Genomic DNA, 21056 nt, shown 5'->3' with positions numbered 1-21056 from the left:
CTTTCCTTTCTATGAGCGACTGGCCGCTCCTGCTGCCATGGAGGGCATGCAAGAGGTGAGCCGGGCCGCGAAGCGGCCGGAACGCGAACGGAAATCTCTGTGCGGAAGAGGATCAGGCCGGAACAGGCTCGTCCTGGCGGGGCACGTCGATGCGGTCGTGGACCGGGGGTCTCGATTCAGATGGAGACGCGTCCCGCCTCCGTCAAGGGAGCCGGGCATGGCCCCGGCCGGAGATCCGGCCGGGCGATATGCGCGCGGGCCCTCAGGCACTCGCGCCCGCGTCGCCGGTCGCCGCCCGGTCCGCGTAGATGTAGAGCGGTCGCGCGTTCTGCTCGACGACTTCCTTGGAGATAACGACCTCTTCCACGCCCTCAAGGCCCGGCAGGTCGTACATCGTGTCGAGCAGAATGCCTTCCATGATCGACCGCAGGCCACGCGCGCCGGTCTTGCGCTCGATAGCCTTGCGGGCGATGGCGCCCAGCGCTTCCTCGTGGATCGACAGCTCGACATTCTCCATTTCGAAGAGACGCTGGTACTGCTTCACCAGCGCGTTCTTCGGTTCCGAGAGAATCTGCTTCAGCGCCGTCTCGTCGAGATCCTCGAGCGTCGCGATCACCGGCAGACGGCCGATGAATTCGGGGATCAGCCCGTATTTCAGCAGATCTTCCGGCTCGACCTCACGGAACACTTCACCCGGCCGGCGATCCTCGGGGGCGGAAACCACCGCCGCGAAGCCGATCGAGGTGCCCTTACCGCGCGAGGAGATGATCTTGTCGAGTCCCGCAAAGGCGCCGCCGCAGATGAACAGGATGTTGGTCGTGTCCACCTGCAGGAACTCCTGCTGGGGATGCTTGCGTCCGCCCTGCGGGGGGACGGAAGCGACCGTGCCTTCCATGATCTTCAGCAGCGCCTGCTGCACGCCCTCGCCCGAGACATCCCGCGTGATCGACGGGTTGTCGGACTTGCGGCTGATCTTGTCGATCTCGTCGATGTAGACGATGCCGCGCTGGGCCCGCTCGACATTGTAGTCGGCCGACTGCAGCAGCTTGAGGATGATGTTCTCCACATCCTCGCCGACATAGCCCGCTTCGGTGAGCGTCGTCGCGTCCGCCATGGTGAAGGGCACGTCGAGGATTCGGGCGAGCGTCTGCGCGAGCAGCGTCTTTCCCGAGCCTGTCGGCCCGATCAGCATGATGTTCGACTTGGCGAGCTCGACATCGCCCGCGTGCTTCGTTGCGTGGTTCAGGCGCTTGTAGTGGTTGTGAACCGCCACCGAAAGCACACGCTTGGCATGGAACTGGCCGATAACGTAATCGTCCAGAACCTTGCAGATTTCCTTAGGGGTGGGAATCCCGTCGCGCGACTTCACCAGCGAGGATTTGTTCTCCTCGCGAATGATGTCCATGCACAGCTCGACGCATTCATCGCAGATGAACACGGTAGGTCCCGCAATAAGCTTGCGAACCTCGTGCTGGCTTTTGCCGCAGAACGAGCAATAAAGAGTATTCTTGCTGTCGCCGCCGCCAACCTTGCTCATGCGTCTCTCCGTCCGCTCAGCGGGCCAGGCATTTGCCCGTACCGCCCCAGTCTCGAAGGCCGCCGCGGGCCTCCAGGTGGGGAGAAACGCGACGGCACCTTTGGCCGTCAAAAAGAAGCGACTTAAGGCTTAGACCGTTCGCGCTAGCCAAGCATGCTAGAAGCGGCTCGATCAAGACGGCATTCTCGCCATCCCCGACTTCAGCGGTTCTACCCGCCTTTGCCGTAACCCCGTCACGCCTCCCGGCGACACTTCATCCGTTCGTCATGCAAGCGCGATACCGCGATGCACGCAAGCCCGCCATTGAAGAGACGGCGGGCCTGCACCTTAATATAGGAAGCCGAAACGGCTTTCCCAATCACCCAGCCTAGACCCCATCAGGGCTTGGCGGGGGCGTCGTCGGGGCGCTTGTCGATCACATTGTCGATAAGTCCAAAGGACTTGGCAGCTTCCGACGTCATGAAGTTGTCGCGCTCCAGGGCGTCTTCCACTGCGCCGAGCGTCTGGCCGGTATGCTTCACATAGATCTCGTTGAGCCGCTTCTTGAGGCTCAGGATTTCCTGCGCGTGCAGCATGATGTCGGTCACCTGGCCCTGGAAGCCACCCGAAGGCTGGTGCACCATGATTCGCGCGTTCGGCAGCGCGAAGCGCATGCCCTTCTCGCCGGCGGTCAACAGCAGCGAGCCCATGGAGGCCGCCTGGCCGATGCACAGCGTAGACACGGCAGGCTTGATGAACTGCATGGTGTCGTAGATCGCCAGCCCCGATGTCACCACCCCGCCCGGCGAGTTGATGTACATCGAGATTTCCTTCTTGGGGTTCTCCGCCTCGAGGAACAGCAGCTGCGCGACCATCAGGGTCGCCATGCCGTCCTCGACCGGCCCGGTCAGGAAGATGATGCGCTCTTTCAGGAGGCGCGAGTAAATGTCGTAGGAGCGCTCGCCCCGGTTGGTCTGCTCGACCACCATGGGGACGAGATAGTTCATATAGGTATCGATAGGGTCACGCATATTCCGCTCCTAAGCGATCCGGCGGAAGGCGCCGGCCGCGAATCCATCTTTCCCAACATAAGCGGAAAGTCCGTTCCCGCTAGAGTGGGGTCGCAATTCGGGATCTCTGGATAGCCCAATCGAAGATCGTGCGCGACCGGACGGGTCGCCGCGCCCTCGCTAGCGCCCCTTGAACGCGCGACCTCTGACGGGCGGACCGAAGCGGGCGTCCGCCTGCCCGGCAACGAAAAAGGGGCCGGCCTGCGCCGACCCCTTCTATTCCGCCGTAACAGTCGGGCGCAGGCGCCAGGCTGAGCCGGCTACGCCGAACTCACGCGGCCTTGTCGGCCTCGTCCTCGGCATAGAGCTCTTCACGGGTCACGGGGACCTCGTTCACCTTGGCGAGCTCGATGAGGAAATCGACGACCTTCTCCTCGAAAATCGGCGCGCGCAGGCTGGCCAGCGCCTGGGCGTTCTGGCGGTAGAACTCCCACACCTGCTGCTCCTGGCCGGGGAACTGGCGGGCCCGCTCGACAACGGCGCGGGTCACCTCGTCCTCGCTGACCTGGATGTTGTTCTTCTCGCCGATTTCGGCAAGCACCAGGCCGAGACGCACACGGCGATCGGCGATCTTCTTGTAGTCGGCGCGGGCGGCTTCCTCGGTCGTGCCTTCATCCTCGAAGGAACGCTTCTGCTGTTCCATCTCGGTGGTCACCGAATTCCAGATGCCCTCGAATTCCTGCTCGGCGAGGGTCGGGGGCACCTCGAACTGGTGCAGGCCGTCCAGCGCATCGAGCAGCTTGCGCTTCACCTTGGCGCGGCTCTGGGCGTTGTGCTCCTGGGCGATACGGCTCTTCACCTGCTCCTTGAGAGCGTCGAGGCTGTCCATGCCGAGCGTCTTGGCGAACTCGTCGTCGAGCGTCATCTCGCTCGGCACTTCGACCATCTGGGCGGTCACTTCGAACGAGGCTGCCTTGCCGGCGAGATTCGCGGCCTGGTAGTTCTCGGGGAAGGTCACGTTGACGGTGCGGGTCTCGTCCGCCTTGATGCCGATAAGCTGCTCTTCGAAGCCGGGAATGAAGGTGTTTGAGCCGATCACGACCTGCACATCCTCACCCGAGCCGCCCTCGAACTTCTCGCCATCCAGCGTTCCGACGAAGGAAACGGTGACGCGGTCGCCGTTGGCGGCGACATCTTCCTTGGCGGCGTAGGGGCGGTTACCCTCGGCGATGCGGTTGACCATCTCGCCGACTTCCTCGTCGGTCACGGCCAGAACCGGCTTGTCGAGCGCGATGGACTTGAAGTCGCCGAGCTCGATCTTGGGAAGCACCTCAAGGCCGACCGTGTAGGACAGGTCCGCCTTGCCCTCGATCACTTCCTTCACCGCTTCCTCGTCCTGCGGCAGCTCCACCTTGGGCTGCAGGGCGAGCTTGAAGCCGTTTTCCTCGACGATCTTGGAGTTGGCGTCGTTCACCGCCTGGTCGATGACCTCGGCCAGAACCGACTTGCCATACATGCGCTTGAGATGCGCCACGGGCACCTTGCCGGGACGGAACCCGTTGAGGCGGACCTTGTCCTTCATCTCCGCGAGGCGCTCATTGGCCTTGGCGTCGAGTTCGGCGGCCGGCAGCACCACGCGGTATTCGCGCTTCAGACCTTCGGCGAGGAGTTCGGTGACCTGCATGTTCTATCGGCCTTCGTCTTTTTCCCCGGATGGGGAGTCTCGAAATGGTTGTGCGAGGCACGTCGCTCTTGCGCCGCGGGCCCTCGTCGCTGCGAATTCGGTCGGGAGGCTGCGGGCGATCGCGGGTCCTGGTGCGGGCGGAGGGGCTCGAACCCCCACGACTTTCATCACGGGAACCTAAATCCCGCGCGTCTACCAGTTCCGCCACGCCCGCATACGTGCCTTCGTCCCCACCGCCGTCCGGGCATCGTATGCCCGAGAATAGCTCGCGAAGACGCGCGGACACGCGCACCCGCGAGGGTGCCGCCTGCCGGGTGCGGGCTTATAGCACGGCGATGCCGCAGCGCCAGCCCAAAATGCATGGGAATGCCGCTGCAACGAGACACGGGCGCGTTGCCCGCCCGCCTGCCCTTCGCGCTCGCAATTCTAAAGCTGGGCGAACAGCCGCCGGTAGACAGGTCGCAGAGCGTCGATCAGGTCATCCGCCACAAGGCCAGGCCCCGCCTCCCGCGCCGCCTCGCCGTGCACCCACACACCGGCGCAGGCGGCCTCGAAGGCGGGCATGGCCTGCGAGAGCAGCCCGGCGATGATTCCCGAAAGCACATCCCCGGCCCCTGCGGTCGCCAGCCAGGGCGGCGCGTTGGCGGCCACCGCGGCCCGGCCATCGGGGGCCGCCACTACCGTGTCGGGTCCCTTGAGCACCACCACGATCCCCAGCCGGCGGGCCGCCGCCCGCACCCGCTCGATCTTCGACACAGGCTCCAGCACCTGCGGGCACCGCGCGAACAGCCGGGCGAACTCGCCGTCATGGGGCGTGGCAATGGCGGCGGGCGATTCCTTCAGCGCGGCGGCCAGTTCATCCGGCGCCCCGGCGAAGCTGCTGAGGAGATCGGCATCCACCACCAGCCGGCGGTCGGCGCAGGCTTGAAGCCGGTCACGCGCACCCTGCCCGACCCCAAGCCCGGGCCCGATCACCACCGTCGCGAGCCGCCGGTCGGCAAGAAGCTGCGCCAGTTCCCCGGCATGATCGACCGCACGCACCATGATCGCGGAAAGGTTTGCCGCATGGATCGGCAGCGCCGCGGCGGGGCACGCAACCGTCACCAGCCCCGCCCCTGCCCGCAGCGCGGCACGGGCGGCGAGTCGCGTCGCCCCTGTCGCCTGCGGCGGACCGGAAACCGCGACGAGGTGGCCACGCGTGTACTTGTGCCCCTGCGCGCGCGGCACCGGGAACGACGACGCCCAGAGCGCGGGCCTGTTCTCGAAGGCGCACGGGCGGATGACGTCCAGAACCTCGGGACCGATGCCGATATCGGCAACGCTGAGCTCGCCGCAGGACAGCCGACCCGGCATCAGCAGATGTCCGGGCTTGGCGCGAAAGAACGTGACGCTCCAGCGCGCCCGCACCGCCGCGCCACGTATCGCGCCGGTCGCCCCATCGATCCCCGACGGCAGGTCCACGGCGAGAACCGGCAGGTCGCGGGCATTGAGCCGCTCCACCAGGGCGCGCGCATCTCCATCGAGATCGCGCGCGAGGCCAGCACCGAACAGCGCATCGATCACAAAATCCACGGCGTCGAGCGAGGCATCAGCCGCCGCCTCGACAGGGCCCCGCCACTGCCCCGCCATCGTCGCGGCGTCGCCACGCAGCCTGTCGACGGTACCGAGCAGCGCGAGGCGAACCCGGTAGCCCATGCCCGCCAGCAGGCGCGCCGCCACGAAGCCATCGCCGCCGTTGTTCCCCGGTCCGCACAGCACCAGCACCCGCCCGCCCGCGGTGCAATGGAGCCCGGCGACCCGCGCCACCGCCGCGCCGGCGCGCTCCATCAAACGCTCGCCGGCGACCCCGGAAGCGATCCTCAGCGCGTCGGCGCGCCCCATCTCGTCAGGTGTCAGCAGTTCCATAGAGTGTCTCATCGCGAAAAATTGGCGGCCGGGAGCGGCCAGACTAGGCGCTCTCGGCGCCGCCGGGCGAGCCTCCGCGGACGTCGACGCGGCATTTCTTCGCCTTTGCCTAATATCCGCGCGCCCCCGCGCCTATCGAACCTGACAAAACTGCACGTTTTATAATCATTTTGCTTACTTATTGATCATACCCCGGAATTATCCCGCAACCATGCGGTCTTTCCCGCTCGCAATGGCCGGATATCCCGCTATTTTCCCGGAAACCCATCGCTTGGCATGGGTTCTGCTTGATCGCGATCCGGCTCGACCGGGTGTCGCGGAACGTCGGGTCAGGGAGACGAGATACATGAAGAAGATTGAGGCCATCATTAAACCCTTCAAGCTGGATGAGGTGAAGGAGGCGCTGCAGGAAGTAGGGCTGCAGGGAATCACGGTCACCGAGGCCAAGGGGTTTGGCCGCCAGAAGGGTCACACCGAGCTTTACCGCGGGGCGGAATACGTCGTCGATTTTTTGCCCAAGGTGAAGATCGAGGTCGTCGTGGGTGACGACATGGTGGAAACCGCCATCGACGCCATCCGCCGCGCCGCCCAGACCGGCCGCATTGGCGATGGCAAAATCTTCGTCTCGAACATTGAAGAAGCCATTCGCATTCGTACGGGCGAGTCGGGCGTCGACGCCATCTGACTGCACGCGTAATATGCCTGGGCCGACAGGACGCGCCGCATCGTTCGCGATGCGGCGCGTATCGTTGTTCGACCATCGCAGGCGCCACGCTGTCCGCAGCGCGCTGCAGTATTAAACAGAGGTACGGATATAATGACGACGGCCAAGGATGTAATGAAGCTGATTAAGGACAACGACGTGAAATACGTCGACCTCCGCTTCACCGATCCGCGCGGCAAGTGGCAGCATGTGACCTTCGACATTACGATGGTCGATGAAGACTTCTTCGCCGAAGGTCAGGCATTTGATGGCTCGTCCATCGCCGGCTGGAAGGCGATTAACGAGTCCGACATGCACCTCCAGCCGGATCTCGATTCCGCATGCATCGATCCCTTCTTCTCGGAAACCACGCTCGTCGTTGTCTGCGACGTGCTGGAACCGACCACGGGTGAGCCCTATGGGCGCGACCCGCGCGGCATCGCCAAGAAGGCCGAGGCCTATCTCAACTCCACGGGCATCGGCGATACGGTCTATTTCGGCCCCGAAGCCGAGTTCTTCATCTTCGACGACGTGCGCTACAAGGCCGACCCCTACAACACCGGCTTCAAGCTGGATTCGGTCGAGCTGCCCACCAACACCGATACCGACTATGAAGGCGGCAATCTCGGCCACCATGTCCGGACCAAGGGCGGCTACTTCCCCGTTCCCCCGATCGACAGCGGCCAGGACATGCGCGGCGAAATGCTGGCGGCGATGGCCCGCATGGGTGCCAAGGTCGAGAAGCACCACCACGAAGTGGCTTCCGCCCAGCACGAGCTCGGCCTGAAGTTCGGCCCGCTCGTCACCATGGCCGACCACCTGCAGATCTATAAGTACTGCATCCACCAGGTGGCCAACGTCTACGGCAAGACCGCGACCTTCATGCCGAAGCCCGTCTTCGGCGACAACGGCTCGGGCATGCATGTGCACCAGTCGATCTGGAAGGGCGGCAAGCCGATGTTTGCCGGCAACAAGTATGCCGACCTGAGCCAGGAATGCCTGTGGTACATCGGCGGCATCATCAAGCACGCCAAGTCGCTCAACGCCTTCACCAACCCGCTCACCAATTCCTACAAGCGTCTGGTGCCGGGCTACGAGGCGCCGGTGCTGCTGGCCTATTCCTCGCGCAACCGTTCGGCCTCGTGCCGCATCCCCTACACCACCTCGCCGAAGGCCAAGCGCGTCGAGACCCGCTTCCCGGACCCCGGTGCGAACCCCTATCTCTGCTTCTCGGCGCTGCTGATGGCGGGACTTGACGGTATCGCGAACAAGATCGATCCGGGCCCGGCCATGGACAAGGATCTGTACGACCTTCCTCCGAAGGAGCTGAAGAAGATCCCGACCGTGTGCGCCTCGCTGCGTGAGGCGCTGTCCTCGCTCGACAAGGACCGCGACTACCTCAAGAAGGGCGGTGTCTTCGACGACGACTTCATCAACTCCTATATCGAGCTGAAGATGGTCGAGGTTGCGCGCTTCGAAATGACGCCGCATCCGGTCGAGTTCGAGATGTACTACTCGGTCTGATCCGTCAGGATCTCCCACGGAAGGGGCGCCCTTAAGGCGCCCCTTTTCGTTTCAGGCGACGCCCGTCGCCGCGCCGGGCGCGGAACCCGCCGCCGCCCCGCGCACCCCGACCGCCTCGATCCGGTTGCGCCCGGCATCCTTGGCGCCGTAAAGCGCGCCATCCGCCTCCGCGATGAAGAGTTGAAGCTTGGCCTCGATCTCAAACAGGGGGATGTCCGCCGGCAGATTCATGAAGGCGAGACCGATGCTGACCGTGCCGACCACCGGGCCGTCCGCATCCCTTAGCCCCACCTGAAGACTGGTCTGCGCGAAGGTGCGCTGGATCCGGACCGCCGCCTCCCGTGCCGCCGCCGGTTCGGCTCCCGGCAGCAGCGCGATGAATTCCTCGCCGCCGCTCCGGCCAATGATGTCGCTCTGGCGCAGACTCTCCCTCATCGCCCGAGCGAACGCCGCCAGCATCCGATCGCCCTCGGCATGGCCGAAACGGTCGTTGATGTTCTTGAAATGATCGAGATCCAGAACCATCACCGCAAACAGCCCGCCATTCGCGGCCGATAGCAGCGCCTGCTCAAGGAAACCGCGCCGGTTGAGCACGCCGGTAAGGGAATCCAGCAGGGCCGCGCTCTTGTAGACCAGCTCGACGCGCTCACGCACCAGCAGCACCAGCGTGAAGCTCAGGAACATGGTCATCGCCACGCCGACCAGCCCGAACCACACCATGTTCGGATTGGTGAACAGCTCCAGATCATTGTTATCGGGCTCATGGCCGACAATCAGGATACGGGCGAGATTCATCAGGATGGACAGGCCCAGTAGCCCGACCAGCGCCTGCCGCGCCTTGCTGGTCAGGCCCATGCCCCGCCAGGCCTGGCGGATCGAGAGCCCCAACAGCGCGCATACCATGAGCGAGAGCACGATCACGCGTGCCACGAGGTCATGGCTGAAGGGCGGAAGCTGGGTGAGCACGATCCATATGGCCGGCGCCACCAGCACATAGGTCGGACGGCCCGGCTTTCGGTCGAAACGCCTCAGTCCGCTCCAGAGCAGCCCATAGGCGGCCAGAAGCGCACTATTGCTCAGCGACACCACCACAAAATGAGGGACCTGCCGGTGCAGTACGCTGCCAAGAAGTCCCAGCGCCAGCAACAGGAGGGCGGCGGACCATTGCACCAGCGCCGGCTCGGCTGGCGTCAGCCACCACACATAAAGCATCGCACAGGCGAGCAGGAATGAGATGGATATGAGGACCGCCCAGAGCGTCCACGGATCGAGCATGTTCAGGCAGCGTGCAAGGTATGAAGCATCAACATTCTAGCCCCTTCTATAGCAACCGGAAACTGCTCAATACCTCTTGAGACCTTGATACCCTCGGCACACTGAGGGCACGGGCCCGAAACGGGCCCGCCCTCATCATAGAACCAAACCGCTCCCGAACAGATTCGGCAAGACCCCGATAGAAACGAAAAAAGGGCAAGCCTTGCGGCTTGCCCTTCTGATCGTCGTAAACGCGAACCGATCAACGCTTCGAGAACTGGAAGCTGCGGCGGGCCTTCGCCTTGCCGTACTTCTTACGCTCGACGACGCGCGAATCGCGGGTCAGGAAGCCACCCTTCTTCAGGGGCGCACGCAGCTCGGGCTCGTAATAGGTGAGCGCGCGCGAAATGCCGTGGCGCAGCGCGCCGGCCTGGCCGGAAAGCCCGCCGCCGGAAACCGTGCACACCACGTCATACTGACCGGTGCGGGCCGCGGTGGTGAAGGGCTGCTGGATGATGAGGCGCAGCACCGGGCGAGCGAAGTAGGTCTCGACCGGGCGCTCGTTGACAACGATCTTGCCGGTGCCGGGGCGAACCCACACGCGGGCAACCGCGTTCTTGCGCTTGCCGGTGGCATAGGCGCGACCGTACTTGTCGAGCTTCTGGACGTGCTTGGGCGCCTCGGCGTCCTGCGACTTCAGGGCCTCGAGCCCGTCGAGCGACTGGATGAGCTCAGCCATGATCAGATCCCCACATTCTTACGGTTGAGCGCGCCGACGTCGAGCGTCTCAGGCTGCTGAGCCTCGTGCGGGTGGCTGGCGCCCTTGTAGACGCGCAGGTTGCCCATGAGCTTGCGGCCAAGCGGGCCACGCGCCAGCATGCGCTCAACTGCCTTCTCGACAACACGCTCGGGGAAACGGCCATCGAGCACGAACTTGGCAGTCCGCTCCTTGATGCCGCCCGGGAAGCCGGTGTGGTGGTAATACACCTTGGCGTTGCGCTTGTTGCCGGTCAGAACCACCTTGTCGGCGTTGATGACGACGATGTTGTCGCCGCAATCGACGTGGGGGGTGTAGATCGGCTTGTGCTTACCCTTGAGGCGGGTCGCGATGAGGGTCGCGAGACGGCCGACCACGAGGCCGGAAGCGTCGATCACGATCCACTTCTTCTGAATATCGGCAGGTTTCGCCGAAAAGGTCTTCATGGGAATGTCCGTATGCAGGGCGTGCGGCCCTTCGCGGCCACACTTCTCTCATGGCGGGGCTTCTAGCCGAGCGCGCGCGCAACGTCAATGCAACAACTTCGCAAATATCCCATATATTTCAATGGATTACAAAATAGGTATTTTAATACCCACTTCTAACCCATTGAAATGATCCCTTCGCCATCACCTTATCGCCGGCTTCGCGGCTTCCTGATGTCTCAGCTTGGGATCGAGTAGGTCGTCACGGCGTGCGCACACAGTTCCTCCTCGCCGGTCACCGCGAAGGGGTTGCCTCCCTCATGCGGCGCGCGCAGCCCCACCTCGCAGACGGCGAGCCGCTTGCCGAGCTTCATCAGCCGCGCATCGGCGACCAGCAGCCCCGCCGGCGGCTTGCGCAGGAAGTTGATCGAGAAACTGGTCGTCACCGCGAGCGGCACCGGGCCAATGGCGGCGAGGATCACGGCATAGGCGGCGATATCCGCCAGCCCCATCATCGAGGGGCCCGACACCGTGTCGCCCGGCCTCAGATGCTCCTCGCTCGCCGACAGGGTGAGCCCGACCCCCGCGCCATCCACCCGCACCACGCGGTGGGGCCGATCCTCGCCGAAGGCCTGGGGAAACTCGGCGACGAGATAGGCGTGCAGTTCTTCCGCGTTCATACGCATCTCTTCTTCCTCCCGCTCGACATCGGCATTAGGCCGCGTGAGCGGAGGACGCGCACGCCAATAGTTTTGATGGCGGCCATAACCATATGGGGCCCGTGCCCCCTTCGCGGGCTCGCCCGCGACAGCAAGAGGAAAGCGCGGTCATGAACCATGATCATTATGACGATGCCTTCATCGCCGACTGGCTCGGCAAGGTCCGCACCATCGCCGTGGTCGGCGCCAGCCCGAATCCGGCGCGCCCGAGCCATGGCGTCGCGCGTTTCCTCGCGCTGCACGGCTATAAGGTGTTCGCCATCAATCCCGGACAGGCCGGCCGCGACATTGCGGGCCTGCCGACCTATGCCCGCCTTGCCGATGTCCCCGAGCCGATCGACATGGTCGACGTTTTCCGCGCGCCGGAATATCTGGCCGCCGTTGTCAAAGAAACGCTCGCCCTCTCGCCGGTCCCAAAGCTGATCTGGAGCCAGCTCGGCGTGCGGGACGACACGGCCGCCGCGACGGCCGAGGCGGCGGGCGTCGCCATGATCATGAATCGCTGCCCCGCCATAGATATCCCGCGCCTGCGCCTGCCCGCCATCGGGTCCGTCAAATAAACATATAAATTTCGTTATTAAAATATAATGCCTATTTTTATACGTTCATTATGCTGCCGGAGCCGCCGGGCGTGAATGCCCGGCCGCCGCGCCACAGGAGGACGCCTATGACTGACGCCAGCTCACCCGGATTCGCCACCCTCGCCGTCCATGCCGGCGCCCAGCCGGACCCGACGACCAAAGCGCGGGCGACGCCGATCTACCAGACCACGTCCTTCGTGTTTGACGATGCGGACCACGCGGCAGCGCTGTTCGGGCTCCAGGCCTTCGGCAATATCTACACGCGCATCACCAACCCGACGACCGCCGTGCTTGAAGAGCGCGTCGCGGCGCTGGAGGGCGGGACCGCCGCGGTAGCGGCGGCGTCCGGTCATGCGGCCCAGTTGCTCGCCTTCCAGACCCTGCTGTCGCCGGGTGACGAGTTCATCGCCGCCAACAAGCTCTATGGCGGCTCGATCAACCAGTTCAACCACGCCTTCAAGAGCTTCGGCTGGAACGTGGTGTGGGCCAATGCCGACGATCCGGACTCGTTCGAGAAGGCCGTGTCGCCGCGCACCAAGGCGATCTTCATCGAATCGATCGCCAATCCGGGCGGCGTCGTGGTCGACATCGCCGCGATCTCGAAAGTCGCCAAGCGCGCCGGCGTGCCTCTCATCGTCGACAACACGCTGGCCACCCCCTATCTCGTCCGCCCGATCGAGCACGGCGCCGACATCGTGGTGCATTCGGCGACAAAGTTCCTCGGCGGCCACGGCAATTCCATCGGCGGCGTGCTCGTCGACGCCGGCAGCTTCAACTGGCTGCGCGACGAACGCTTTCCCATGCTGTCCCAGCCGCGTCCGGAATATCAGGGCATGGTGATCGGCGAGACCTTCGGCAATTTTGCCTTCGCCATCGCCGCGCGCGTGCTCGGCCTGCGCGATCTCGGCCCGGCCATCTCGCCCTTCAATGCCTTCCTGCTGCTCACCGGCATCGAGACGCTGCCGCTGCGCATGCGGCGCCACTGCGACAACGCGCTTGCGGTCGCCACCTTCCTCGCCGAGCATCCCAAGGTGGAATGGGTCAGCTATCCCGGCCTTCCGGGCGATCGCTACCACAACCTTGCCCAGCGCTACCTGCCCAATGGGGCCGGCGCGGTATTCACCTTCGGGCTGAAGGGTGGCTATGACGCCGGCACGGCCGTGGTATCGAACGTCAAGCTGTTCTCGCATCTCGCCAATGTCGGCGATACCCGTTCGCTGATCATCCATCCCGCCTCCACCACGCACCGCCAGCTGGCCGATGCGCAGAAGGTGGCGGCAGGCGCGGGGCCGGACGTGGTGCGGGTGTCGATCGGCATCGAGGAGCCGGCCGATATCATCGCCGATCTTGAGCAGGCGCTCGCCGCCGCCTAAGCGCAGCGGCGCCGCAGGCGCGACGGTAAGCTTTGCGGATTGTGAATGAACTATGAGCGCGGCATGCGCGCGGCGCAGGTCTGAAATGCGGTATACATCCTACCAAATGGGCAGAGTGTCGAATATCTAGGCAACGGAATGATTAACGGACATGCAGCTTACCGGGAATGCCCGGCGGCCACGATCCGTTTCCGAACCTGATGGAGACTTGAAATGCTGCTCTGGGGCCTTGTTGCCAAGCAGATCCGCCGTTGGAATGCGTATCGTCGCACTCTCGCCGAGCTGTCGCAGCTCGACGACCGCACCCTTGCCGACATCAACGTCTCGCGTGGCGAGATCGTCAGTGTTGCGCGCCAGGCGGCGGCTGCGGCCTGATCATACAGATCACCGAACCGATCGATCTGACGAACCGGCCTCGGATATCCTCCGGGGCCGTTTCTTTTTTGGCCGTGTTCCGTGCTAAGGGGCCGCTCGGCAGAGGCAGAAGAAACCGCACCGGGTGGGAATGAGCAGAACCGACCAACGCCCCGTCCACATCATCGGCGGCGGCCTCGCCGGCTCCGAGGCTGCATGGCAGCTTGCGCGCCGCGGCGTTCCCGTCATCATCCACGAGATGCGCCCCGAACGCGGCACTGACGCACATAAGGGCGAAGGACTGGCCGAGCTGGTCTGCTCCAATTCCTTCCGGTCGGACGATTCCACGTCCAACGCCGTCGGCGTGCTGCATGCTGAAATGCGCCGGCTCGGTTCGCTGATCATGGCCTGCGCGGATCGCTGCAAGATTCCCGCAGGCGGCGCCCTCGCGGTGGATCGGGACGGCTTTTCCGAAGCCGTGACCGCCGCCATCGCCTCCCGCCCCGAGATCACCGTCGCGCGCGGTGAGGTTGCGGGACTGCCGCCCGAGGACTGGGAGCGGGTGATCATCGCCACCGGCCCCCTCACCTCCCCGGACCTGGCAGCCGCCCTGCGCACCGTCACCGATGAGAACGCCCTGGCCTTCTTCGACGCCATCGCGCCGATCGTCCATTTCGATTCCATCGACATGGACGTGTGCTGGTTCCAGTCGCGCTACGACAAGGCGGGACCGGGCGGCACCGGGGCGGACTACATCAACTGCCCGATGGACAAGGAGCAGTACGACACCTTCGTCGCCGCCCTTGTCGCCAGCAACACCGTGCCGTTCCGCGAATTCGAGGCCAACACGCCCTATTTCGACGGCTGCCTTCCGGTCGAGATCATGGCCGCGCGTGGCCCGGAGACGCTTCGTCACGGGCCAATGAAGCCGATGGGTCTCACCAATCCGCGCAACCCCACCGTGAAGTCCTACGCCGTCGTCCAGCTCCGCCAGGACAACGCGCTGGGCACGCTCTACAACATGGTCGGGTTCCAGACCAAAACCCGCTACGCCGACCAGGTGAAGCTGTTCCGCATGATTCCCGGCCTCGAGAACGCCGAGTTCGCGCGGCTCGGCGGGCTGCACCGCAACACCTATCTCAATTCGCCCAAGCTGCTGGATGGCACGCTGCGGCTCAAGGCCCAGCCGCGCCTGCGCTTCGCCGGCCAGATCACCGGCTGCGAGGGTTATGTGGAAAGCGCCGCCATGGGGCTCGCCGCGGGCCTGTTCACGGCGGCCGAATTTACGGGCGGCACGGCCGCGGTGCCCCCGCCGACCACGGCGCACGGCGCGCTGCTCAATCACATCACCGGCGGCCACATCGAAACCCTCGATGCCGGCCCGCGCTCGTTCCAGCCGATGAACATCAATTTCGGCCTGTTCCCGCCGCTCGATACCGCGCCCACGCGCGACGCCGAGGGGAACCGGCTTCGCGGCACGGCCAAGACGGTGGCCAAGAAACAGGTCATGGCCGCCCGCGCCCTTGAGGACATGGACGCCTGGGCCCGCGCCCATGCCGACCCCAACGGCGAGGCTGCGGCGTGAACGAGAGGACCTCTGCCCCCGGACGTTTCGAGCTCGACAGCGTGCTCAAGCGCGACATCTTCAGCACCATCGAGCGCGGCATGTGGCACGATGATGCCGGGCAGGCCTTCCCTGCCGTGCGCCGGAACTATGCCGAGGTCGCGTGGTGGGTGAAGCCGCTGGCCCGTCACTTCGCCCATCGCGAGGCCCGCGCGCTGCGCCGCGCCGAGGGCGGCGGCCATACCGTGCCGGTCTACGCGCTGGAAGAGGGTCATCTGGTGCGCGGCTTCGTCGATGGCGTGCCGCTGCAGATCGCGCGTCCCTATGGCGACGTGGCCTACTTCGCCTCCGCGCGCCGGGGACTGCGTGAGATCCACCGCCGCCGCATCGCCCATAACGATCTCGCCAAGCCGCAGAATTGGCTCTACGCCGCCGACGGGCGCGCGGTGCTGATGGATTTCCAGCTTGCCGTCTGCTTCAATCGGCGGAGCAAGCTGTTTCGCATCGCCGCCTATGAGGACATCCGCCATCTGCTGAAGCAGAAGCGCAGCTACTGCCGCGACGCCCTGACCGCGAGCGAACGGCGCATCCTCGCCCGCAAGAGCCTGTTCAACCGGATTTGGATGAACACCGGCAAGCGGGTCTATAATTTCGTCACCCGCCGCCTGCTCAACTACCACGACACCGAAGGGCGCGGCCCGCGCGCGATGGAGCAGGGTCCGCGCATCGCCGCCACGCTGGCCGAAGCGCAGGGCGTGCGCGCGGCTCATGTCGCCGATTTCCCGACCGCCGGTCACAGCTTCGGGCTCTATGCGTTTGTCGAATCCGGCGGCTCGCTGGACGAGCAGGCGCTGCGCACCCATCTGGCGACCAGCCTGCCCGACGTTCTTGCGCCCGAGCATATCCAGATTGTCGACGCTCTCCCCCGCGACGACCGCGGCGAGGTGCGCGATGACCTGCTGCGGCTCATCGCTCTCAACCAGATCGACCAGCTCGCCTTGCTGCCGCGCACGCCCGAACAGCAGATTGTGCTCAACGCCATTATCCGGGATAGGCGAAACCTGAGCGATCGGGTACGACGCGGTATCTAGACCGTCGCGGACGGCAGCGGGCTCGAAGGGCTTGCAGGCTGCACCTCGCCTGCCGACGCGAAGCGCGAGGGTGTATGCGATACTTCATCACCGGCACCGCCGGCTTCATCGGATACCATCTAGCCCGCCGCTTGCTGGAGCAGGGCCATCACGTCGTCGGTTTCGATGGCATGACGCCCTATTACAATGTGCGGCTCAAGGAAGCGCGCCACGCCGAGCTTGCTCGCTTCCCCGGCTTCGAGGCCCATATCGGGCGGCTGGAGGACGGTGAGCGGGTGATGCGCCTGGCCGAGGCCGCGCGTCCCGAGGTGATCTTCCACCTCGCCGCCCAGGCGGGTGTGCGCTACAGCCTCGAAAATCCGAAAGCCTATCTGGACTCGAACCTCGTCGGTTCCTGGAACGTCATCGAGGCCGCCCGGCAGATCGGCGTCAAGCACCTGATGCTGGCCTCCACCTCCTCGATCTATGGCGCCAGCCCCACGGTGCCGTTTCTTGAGAGCGACCGGGCCGACGAGCCCCTGACCTTCTACGCCGCCAGCAAGAAGGGCATGGAGGCCATGGGCCATTCCTATGCCCATCTGCACAGGATCCCCACCACCGCCTTTCGATTCTTCACGGTCTATGGGCCATGGGGGCGTCCCGACATGGCGCTGTTCAAGTTCGTCGAGGCCATGCTCGACGACCGCGAGATCGAGATCTATGGCGAAGGCCGGATGAGCCGCGATTTCACCTATATTGACGACCTGATCAAAGCCGTCATTGCGCTTTCCGCCCTTCCGCCCGACGAGAGCAATCGCGTCGATCCGGCACGGGCCGAGGATACGCTCTCCCATCAGGGCCCGTTCCGCGTCGTGAACATCGGCGGGGGAAGGCCGGTAGGGCTGCTCGATTTCGTCGAGACCATCGAGCAGATTCTCGGTCAGCCCGCGCGCCGCAAGATGCTGCCGATGCAGAAGGGCGACGTGCCGCGCACCTTCGCCAGCCCGGCCCTTCTCCAGGCCCTCACCGGCTACACCCCCGACACGCCCCTGATTGAGGGCGTCGGCGCCTTCGTCGCGTGGTACAGGCAGGCACGAAGCTATCTGTAGGCGCTGACGCTTCATCCGCGACGATATCCCACCGCGAGGAACAGCACCGCGGCGTCCCACGAAGGTCGAGATATGTCACATAGACCGAATGGTAATAATTGCTTGCTAGGTAGATCGGGCGCCGCCTTTCAGCCGCCATTCGCCAATCCTGCCCGCTAGCCACAATCAATGGACAAGATGATCGAGGGATCTGCATTCCGCGACGGCGCCCTGAACGGACGCACGACCTCGCGTCAGTCCGGGTACGAAGGAGTGGCGGGCTGATGACGCGCTGGACCCACGGACTGGTCAACCGGCTGGTCCGACTCTGCGATCTCGCGATGATCCTGGCGGCGGCGGCCGCCTTCTATTTCTACTGCCCGCGATTCAGCTGGAGCCAGATCCTCGTGCTGGCCGTTCTGGGCGCCGCCACCTTCCTCAGCACACTGACCGCGGGACACGCGTATCGCGTTGAGCATTACGCGAAATGGACGCGTGCGATCCGGCATCTGGTGATCGGCAGCATCCCGGCGATGCTGGCCGTGCTGATCGCCTGCTACGCGCTGGTGCAGACCCGCGACGATGATATCTACCTTCTCGCCGTCTGGGCCGGTTTCACTCTCCTCGCTCTCGCCTTCGGGCGTTTCGTGCTGGTGCGGGCCGGCATGAAATGGATCATGCGCAACGATCTGCTCAGGCGGGACGCCGTGGTCATCGGTGATCTGGGCCGGGCCTATGAGCTCATACGCAGCTATTCCATAACCAAGGAGAACCTCAATCTCCTCGATTTCGTCGCCGTGTTCCAGGACGGCGAGCAGGAAGAATACGCGCCGCAGGATTCCGCCCCCCCGATGCTGGGCGGCCTGAAGGAACTTCTGGAATATGCCAAGAAGTCACCGGTGGACGTCGTCGTCATCACCAAGCCGTGGAAAGATCCGGCCGCCATCGAACAGCTGGCGACCGAGATGCGCCGCGTCGCGGCGGACGTGATCATCACGCTGGAGCCGAAGGTTTTCTATCCCTACTACGCGCGGATGACCGCGGTGGCGGACCACGCCGCGCTTCAGGTCCAGCAGCGTCCCCTCAAGGGCTCGCTCGCCATTCTGAAGGCGGCCGAGGACTATGTGGTCGCGACTGCGGGCCTCATCATCCTGTCCCCGATCCTGCTTCTGGCGGCGATCGCGGTGAAGCTGGATTCGCCCGGTCCGGTGCTGTTCCGGCAGGCACGCGTTGGCCTGAACAACCGTCCCTTCATGGTCTACAAGCTGCGCACCATGCGCTTCGACCCCACCGACGACGGATCGGTCGGCGCCGTGAAGCAGGACCCGCGCGTGACCCGCGTCGGCGCGGTGCTGCGCAGCCTCTCCTTCGACGAGATTCCCCAGCTTCTCAACGTGCTCAAGGGCGATATGTCGGTGGTCGGCCCGCGCCCGCACGTCCCGAACATGCTCATCACCGAGAATCTGCGCTATGAAGCAGTGAGTGACTACGTCGCCCGCTACCGCATGAAGCCCGGCGTTACCGGCTGGGCCCAGATCAACGGCATGCGCGGCGGTATCTACACGGTGGAGAAGGCCGAGCGGGGCGTCGAGCTCGACCTCTATTATATCGAGCATTGGTCGATATGGTTCGACATCCGCATCCTGCTGCTGACCGTCACCCGAGGACTGTCCGACAACTCGGCATTCTGAGGCAGGCGGCGCGGCGCACCCTCCTGGCGCTGCTTCTGATGGCGCCGCTTTCGCCGGCACAGGCGGCCCCGCCGCCGCGCCCGTTCCTCGCCTATCATGCCAGCTGGGCCGAGACGCCGGCCACCTCGGGCGACACCACCACGCTGGCCGGCCTGCCGGGCTACATCACCCATGTGGCGCTGAGCTTCGTGAAGCCGGACCTCACCTATGCCGGCGCGCTCGACCTGTCGGGAACCGGGCTCGAATATCCCTATTCCGGCGCCATATTGCGCGCAGGAATCCTCGCGCTGAAGCAGCGCCAGCCCGGCACGAAGGTGCTGCTCGCGGTGGGCGGTGCGACCTATGGCGGCTGGAGCCGGCTCGACGCCGACGCGCTCGCGCGTCTCGTGCGCGATCTCGGCGCCGACGGTGTCGACATCGACTACGAGCCCGCCAACCCCTCCTGCGTGGTCGTGTCCGCACGCGTGCACTGCGCCAACGATCTGCTGTCGATCCAGCTCGTGGAGACGATCCGCAGCGCGCTGCCGCGCCCGCTCGTGGTCAGCGCCGCCGGCTGGAGCGTGGGCGCCTATGGTGAAGGCGCATTCGCCACCGCGCCCCCACGCAGCCCCTGGCGTGGCTCGATGCTGGCGCTGCTGCGCTCCCCCGCCGCGGCCAAGCTCGATCTGGTGTCGATCATGAGCTACGACGCCGGCCCCAGCTATCGGCCGGACCAGGCCTTCCGCGCCTATCGCGCGCTGTGGAAGGGCCCGCTGGCGCTCGGTGTCCAGGTGTTGCCCGGCAACGGTCCCCGGTTCAGCTTCGCCTATACCGGCGAGATCCTCAGCGCGGTGCGGGACGATCCGCTGGCCGGCGCCATGCTGTACGCGTTGCGACTGGAGCCACCGGGCCCTCCCGGCCCCGACAACCCGGACTATCGCGCGATGGCCGCCGCCATATGCGTCACGCTCGACCTTGCCGACTGCTCGGCACCGGTGCCTTAGGCGGCGCGCAGGGCCGGGCTCGCCTCATGGCGGGCCACCACATTGCAGAACTCCAGCGGCCGTGCCGCCAGCGGCGCCAGCTGGCCATCCTTGCCGAGCTGGAAGAAGCGGTAGCCGAGCCCCGCCAGCAGGTTCCATGCCGCGGCCGGGTCGCCGCCGGCCCTGAACAGCGTCGGGCAGTTCATCTCGAAGATCACCGTCGGATGGAACCTGCCCAGCGCGCTCAGCCCCCCGGCAATGACCGCGCCCTCGCCACCCTCCACGTCGATCTTCACGCAATCGAGGCGGGGCAGACCGAGTTGCTCCACCAGCGTGTCGAGCGTGGTCAGCTCCACCGTCTCGCTTTCGGCATCGTGGCCGTCATTGAGCAGGGAGAACGCCTGCGGGTCGTGGCCGAGCGGATTGTGGAACAGCGCCGCCCGGCCGGGCTGGTCCGACAGCGCCTTGCGTACGACGCTGACATGGGTGAAGCCGTTGAGCGCGACATTGGCGTCAAGCTGCTCGCCCGCCTCCTTGCCGGGCTCCACCGCCACGACACGCGCCGCCGCCGGGGCGACCTTGAGCGTGAACAGGCCGATATTCGCGCCGACATCGACGAAGACGTCACCCGGGCCGACGAATTTCTGCACATAGCGCAGTTCCGGTTCCGACGTGTCGCGCAGCAGGAAGGTCGACACCGAGGTGTAGCGCAGGTCCGGCGGCACCCGCAGCTTCGCCCCGCCCTTCACCAGCTCGAACACCGGGCTGCGCCCCGTCAGCACGGCGAACGACCAGGCCACGCCTCGCCCGATCACGGTAAGCGGCGCCTCGCGGAACGCAGGTTGATTCACCAGCTTGCAAATTCGCCGCAGCATG

At 65.2% G+C, this 21056-nt stretch carries 19 protein-coding genes and 1 tRNA gene; 10 read left to right on the top strand and 10 right to left on the bottom strand.

Translation table 11 applies throughout. The features are described from left to right. Nucleotides 1–262 precede the first annotated feature (262 nt). From clpX to G3A50_RS18350, 5 genes are all read right to left on the bottom strand, one after another. On the bottom strand, nucleotides 263–1537 hold the full coding sequence (clpX, locus tag G3A50_RS18370) for an ATP-dependent Clp protease ATP-binding subunit ClpX (protein WP_163076595.1): 1275 nt from the start codon (nucleotides 1535–1537) through the stop codon (nucleotides 263–265). A 377-nt stretch (nucleotides 1538–1914) separates the two neighbouring features. Then, the gene (gene clpP / locus G3A50_RS18365) at nucleotides 1915–2547 is read right to left on the bottom strand and encodes an ATP-dependent Clp endopeptidase proteolytic subunit ClpP (RefSeq protein ID WP_163076594.1); all 633 of its coding nucleotides are present in this window, start codon (nucleotides 2545–2547) and stop codon (nucleotides 1915–1917) included. A gap of 310 nt (nucleotides 2548–2857) precedes the next feature. Then, a complete protein-coding gene (gene tig / locus G3A50_RS18360; RefSeq protein ID WP_163076593.1) occupies nucleotides 2858–4210 on the bottom strand; it encodes a trigger factor in 1353 nt (450 codons plus the stop codon). A 129-nt stretch (nucleotides 4211–4339) separates the two neighbouring features. Beyond that, nucleotides 4340–4424, bottom strand: a tRNA-Leu gene (locus G3A50_RS18355). 212 nt (nucleotides 4425–4636) lie between these two features. Continuing rightward, entirely contained in the window at nucleotides 4637–6115 is a 1479-nt protein-coding gene (locus tag G3A50_RS18350; RefSeq protein ID WP_163076592.1) for an NAD(P)H-hydrate dehydratase, read from the bottom strand. Nucleotides 6116–6461: 346 nt separating this feature from the next. Here G3A50_RS18350 and G3A50_RS18345 point away from each other — a divergent pair, with 346 nt between their 5' ends. Together G3A50_RS18345 and glnA are read left to right on the top strand one after the other, a co-directional pair. Then, nucleotides 6462–6800: a P-II family nitrogen regulator gene (locus G3A50_RS18345; RefSeq protein WP_163076591.1), complete on the top strand. Its 339-nt coding sequence runs from the start codon at nucleotides 6462–6464 to the stop codon at nucleotides 6798–6800. A gap of 132 nt (nucleotides 6801–6932) precedes the next feature. Next, nucleotides 6933–8342, top strand: a complete 1410-nt coding sequence (glnA, locus tag G3A50_RS18340; RefSeq protein ID WP_163076590.1) for a type I glutamate--ammonia ligase — start codon at nucleotides 6933–6935, stop codon at nucleotides 8340–8342. 51 nt (nucleotides 8343–8393) lie between these two features. On the opposite strand, the gene G3A50_RS18335 is transcribed toward glnA, so the two are convergent. From G3A50_RS18335 to G3A50_RS18320, 4 genes are all read right to left on the bottom strand, one after another. Next, nucleotides 8394–9617: a GGDEF domain-containing protein gene (locus G3A50_RS18335; RefSeq protein ID WP_163076589.1), complete on the bottom strand. Its 1224-nt coding sequence runs from the start codon at nucleotides 9615–9617 to the stop codon at nucleotides 8394–8396. Nucleotides 9618–9858: 241 nt separating this feature from the next. Further along, nucleotides 9859–10335: a 30S ribosomal protein S9 gene (gene rpsI / locus G3A50_RS18330; protein WP_163076588.1), complete on the bottom strand. Its 477-nt coding sequence runs from the start codon at nucleotides 10333–10335 to the stop codon at nucleotides 9859–9861. A 2-nt stretch (nucleotides 10336–10337) separates the two neighbouring features. Then, complete coding sequence (rplM, locus tag G3A50_RS18325; RefSeq protein ID WP_163076587.1) at nucleotides 10338–10799, bottom strand: 50S ribosomal protein L13; 462 nt, start codon at nucleotides 10797–10799, stop codon at nucleotides 10338–10340. A gap of 218 nt (nucleotides 10800–11017) precedes the next feature. Continuing rightward, nucleotides 11018–11458, bottom strand: a complete 441-nt coding sequence (locus tag G3A50_RS18320; RefSeq protein ID WP_163076586.1) for a PaaI family thioesterase — start codon at nucleotides 11456–11458, stop codon at nucleotides 11018–11020. Between the two features lie 149 nt (nucleotides 11459–11607). Between G3A50_RS18320 and G3A50_RS18315 the strand changes: the two genes are divergently transcribed. The 8 genes from G3A50_RS18315 to G3A50_RS18280 all read left to right on the top strand — a co-directional run bounded on the left by G3A50_RS18315 (nucleotide 11608) and on the right by G3A50_RS18280 (nucleotide 20201). Beyond that, on the top strand, nucleotides 11608–12057 hold the full coding sequence (locus G3A50_RS18315) for a CoA-binding protein (protein WP_163076585.1): 450 nt from the start codon (nucleotides 11608–11610) through the stop codon (nucleotides 12055–12057). Nucleotides 12058–12164: 107 nt separating this feature from the next. After that, nucleotides 12165–13451: an O-acetylhomoserine aminocarboxypropyltransferase gene (locus G3A50_RS18310; RefSeq protein WP_163076584.1), complete on the top strand. Its 1287-nt coding sequence runs from the start codon at nucleotides 12165–12167 to the stop codon at nucleotides 13449–13451. A gap of 213 nt (nucleotides 13452–13664) precedes the next feature. Next, complete coding sequence (locus tag G3A50_RS18305; protein ID WP_163076583.1) at nucleotides 13665–13826, top strand: DUF1127 domain-containing protein; 162 nt, start codon at nucleotides 13665–13667, stop codon at nucleotides 13824–13826. Nucleotides 13827–13956: 130 nt separating this feature from the next. After that, nucleotides 13957–15390 carry a methylenetetrahydrofolate--tRNA-(uracil(54)-C(5))-methyltransferase (FADH(2)-oxidizing) TrmFO gene (gene trmFO, locus G3A50_RS18300; RefSeq protein ID WP_163076582.1) on the top strand — a complete coding sequence of 478 codons (1434 nt, stop codon included), beginning with the start codon at nucleotides 13957–13959 and terminating at the stop codon, nucleotides 15388–15390. Next, complete coding sequence (locus G3A50_RS18295) at nucleotides 15387–16460, top strand: serine/threonine protein kinase (protein ID WP_163076581.1); 1074 nt, start codon at nucleotides 15387–15389, stop codon at nucleotides 16458–16460. Before trmFO ends, G3A50_RS18295 begins: the two co-directional genes overlap by 4 nt. Before the next feature lie 74 nt (nucleotides 16461–16534). Continuing rightward, nucleotides 16535–17548 carry an NAD-dependent epimerase/dehydratase family protein gene (locus G3A50_RS18290; protein ID WP_163076580.1) on the top strand — a complete coding sequence of 338 codons (1014 nt, stop codon included), beginning with the start codon at nucleotides 16535–16537 and terminating at the stop codon, nucleotides 17546–17548. 263 nt (nucleotides 17549–17811) lie between these two features. Beyond that, nucleotides 17812–19218 carry an exopolysaccharide biosynthesis polyprenyl glycosylphosphotransferase gene (locus tag G3A50_RS18285; protein WP_163076579.1) on the top strand — a complete coding sequence of 469 codons (1407 nt, stop codon included), beginning with the start codon at nucleotides 17812–17814 and terminating at the stop codon, nucleotides 19216–19218. A 38-nt stretch (nucleotides 19219–19256) separates the two neighbouring features. After that, nucleotides 19257–20201, top strand: a complete 945-nt coding sequence (locus G3A50_RS18280; protein ID WP_170308649.1) for a glycosyl hydrolase family 18 protein — start codon at nucleotides 19257–19259, stop codon at nucleotides 20199–20201. Here G3A50_RS18280 and G3A50_RS18275 read toward each other — a convergent pair. Beyond that, nucleotides 20198–21055 carry an FkbM family methyltransferase gene (locus tag G3A50_RS18275; protein WP_163076578.1) on the bottom strand — a complete coding sequence of 286 codons (858 nt, stop codon included), beginning with the start codon at nucleotides 21053–21055 and terminating at the stop codon, nucleotides 20198–20200. The two genes, G3A50_RS18280 and G3A50_RS18275, sit on opposite strands and share 4 nt — an antisense overlap. Nucleotide 21056 lies beyond the last annotated feature (1 nt).

The organism is Ancylobacter pratisalsi (genome assembly GCF_010669125.1).
Taxonomy (GTDB): domain Bacteria; phylum Pseudomonadota; class Alphaproteobacteria; order Rhizobiales; family Xanthobacteraceae; genus Ancylobacter; species Ancylobacter pratisalsi.
The sequence above is the reverse complement of the archived record's forward strand: the minus strand, read 5'-3'. Positions and strand labels throughout refer to the sequence as shown.